We start from the raw sequence: 2,579 nt of genomic DNA, 5'->3' as shown, positions 1-2,579 counted from the left end.
GGCGGGGAGTTTGCCCCAGTCATCCATGGCGTTCGGGTACGCGATGTCGCTGGGCCCGCCGACGAAGTAGGCGATCGGCTTGGTCAGCCTCCGGAGCTGGTAGTCGTCGGCGTCGTTCAGCAGTCCGCTGCTGAAGATGCCGGTCGTGGTGACGCGCGGGTCGTTCGAGACGGCGTACGCCTCCAAGCCTCCGCAGGAGAAGCCGGCGACGGCGACCTTGCTCGTGTCGATCTTGTTGTAGTACTTGCTGCCCTGCCGGGAGTTCTCCGCGACGGCCCAGTCGATGGACTGGGTGAGCATCTGGGAGGTGGTGGAGCCGGACCCGTTCGGAGCACCGTTGGCGATGGCCAGGAAGCCGTGCGAGGCGATCTCGCGGAGGAAGTTGCCCTGGGAGAGGCCGTTGGCCGAGCAGCCGCCGTTGCCCCACACGACGATGGGCAGGCGTTCGGACGGGAGTGTCTGGGGTCGGAAGATGGTGTGATTGGCAAGGGTGGTCGAGGTTTCGTAGTCGGCCGGGTAGGGGCCGGAGCCGCCGACGGCGGCGGACGCCGGTGTCCCGCTCAGCGCCATGATCACGGAGGTGACCGGGACGATGGCGGCCGCCAGGCCCGCGTAGATCTTCGATCGCCTTCTCATTGAACCCTCCAGGAACAGTCACGGTGGCGCTCCCTGGGGTGGTGGTGTCATCCGCACCCCGACGAAGGTGGTCGGCGCTGGCCACGGGTCTGGTCGACAGGGGCGCGTCGCGGCCTGGGCGGTGGCCGTGCCCTCGGCCACCACTGCCCGCTCGTCCGGCGCCGGCGACCGCCCGGCCGCGGTCCCCACAGGCGATCCGATGGGAGCTGTGTGCAGTTACTATCACTCTCGTAACGAAAAGTGTCAATGTCTGGGCTATTCTGACCGGCCGCGACCGGTCAGCCGACAGGTGGTCTGCCGCCGATCGGCGCCGGGCGGGAGGGGTTCCTCGACGCCCGGAAATGGGTGATCCACGACGAGGCCTGCGGCCAGTGCGGCGTCATCACCTCGACCAGACGCGCCTGGGCGAGCGAGCCGAGCATGGTGTGGATGTCCAGGAAGGTCTCCCGGGCCTCGGGACGGGGCCAGGGCTGCGGTAGCAGATGCGCGGGCAGGTCCGGGTCGACGTCGGCGAACTTCCGCCAGGAGTCCATGGCCGAGGTGCGCGCCACCAGCGCCCGGGCCCCGTCCACCTCCCCGTTGCGCGCGGCCGCCCGCAGCTGCGCGTACCGCGCGACGAAGCTCGCGTACGCCGAGGCGAGAGCGGTCAGGTCGTACGCGGCGGCCGGACCGTGTGGCCCGGTCTCCTCGTCGAACCGGGCGTGCAGGACCGACCACCGGGCGCCCTCCACGTGCCGCAGCAACGCACGCTGCGCCTCCCGCACCGGCGCGGCGTCGGACCCCGGCCGGATCCACACGCTGTCGTACAGGCCCACGAAGCCCAGTGCGCTCAACGACCTGCGCAGCGCGTGACGGGACGCCTGGCCGGAACTCGGAAGGGAGAAGGACGCCAACAGCCACTCGCCGGTCCAGGACGCCGGGTGGGAGCCGAAGTTCAGGAAGTGCTGCATCCGGGAGCGGTGCTTGGCGATCGCCTGCGGCGTGAGGTGGTAGACCGGCGGCCGGCGGTTCCCCCGCACGGCGATGAGACCACGCTTGACCAGCCGGGACAGCGCGGCACGGGCACTGGACTCGCTGACCCCGAACTCGCCCAGCATCGCGATGACCGCCGTCGAGGGCAGGTCGGCCTCCGCGGAGTCGAGGTACTCGCCGAGCAGGGTCGTCAGAAGGTGCTGCGGGCTGGACCCGGCCTGGGCCCGGGGGGTTCGGACGTCGTCGGCGGGCTCGTGGAGGTTCACCTCACCAGACTGCCGCACCACGACGCGCACGGGCCTCGTCACGAGCAGGGCGGGGTAAGGCGCTGCCCGGGGCGGACGAGGGCACTATCGTTCTGGCGTGCACATCCGCTTCGACGTCCCCGCCGATCCCGCCTACCCCGGCCGGGTGGCCGCCGCGCTCGGCGCCGTCCGGCTCCGCAGATTCGGCTATATCGGAGCGGTCCTGACGGCGGTCGGGGTCATCGGCCTCGTCATCTCGCGGGGGTTCGGGTGGGGCGAGCGGAGTGCACCGCTGTGGACCGCGCTGGTCGTTGCCGGTGTGCTGTCGATGCTGTACCGGCCGTGGGTGCTGGCCCGCGCCCGACGCCGCTCCGGCCGCTACGCCGTCGCGGGCGCGTACGACATCACCGATGACAACATCATGATGCGCAGCGGCTCCGAGTCCGGTGGCATCGCCTGGGACGGGGTCGACCAGGTGCGCGACGTCGGAGATTTCTGGGTCGTGTACGTCGGCCGGATGCCGGCGACCGTGATCCCGCGCTGGCTGATGGCCGCCGAGGACGCCGAGACGTTGCGCGCCCACCTGACCGAACGAGGGCTGCTGGGACATCGGTGAGCCCGGCTGGCGTGCCGGAAAGCGGCACGCCAGCGTCGCGGAATCGGGCCGCCGTGTCGGCATCCGCGCCCCTGATCGGCGACGGCTACCTATCCTCGACGGAGATGCAC

General features: G+C 71.0%; 2 protein-coding genes and 1 pseudogene. 1 reads left to right on the top strand and 2 read right to left on the bottom strand.

Annotated elements, in window-relative coordinates; translation table 11 throughout:
* Together KBX53_RS29275 and KBX53_RS29270 are read right to left on the bottom strand one after the other, a co-directional pair.
* Window positions 1-636: pseudogene (locus KBX53_RS29275) on the bottom strand (cellulose-binding protein); the annotation flags it as partial.
* Between the two features lie 278 nt (window positions 637-914).
* Window positions 915-1,874 carry a PaaX family transcriptional regulator C-terminal domain-containing protein gene (locus KBX53_RS29270; protein WP_210862840.1) on the bottom strand — a complete coding sequence of 320 codons (960 nt, stop codon included), beginning with the start codon at window positions 1,872-1,874 and terminating at the stop codon, window positions 915-917.
* A gap of 97 nt (window positions 1,875-1,971) precedes the next feature.
* Here KBX53_RS29270 and KBX53_RS29265 point away from each other — a divergent pair, with 97 nt between their 5' ends.
* The gene (locus KBX53_RS29265; protein WP_030333798.1) at window positions 1,972-2,469 is read left to right on the top strand and encodes a YcxB family protein; all 498 of its coding nucleotides are present in this window, start codon (window positions 1,972-1,974) and stop codon (window positions 2,467-2,469) included.
* Window positions 2,470-2,579: the final 110 nt, after the last annotated feature.

It is taken from the genome of Micromonospora sp. M51, from assembly GCF_018070305.1.
Classification (GTDB): domain Bacteria; phylum Actinomycetota; class Actinomycetes; order Mycobacteriales; family Micromonosporaceae; genus Micromonospora; species Micromonospora parva.
Note: the sequence above shows the minus strand (reverse complement) of the source record. Positions and strands in the feature narration are given on the sequence as shown.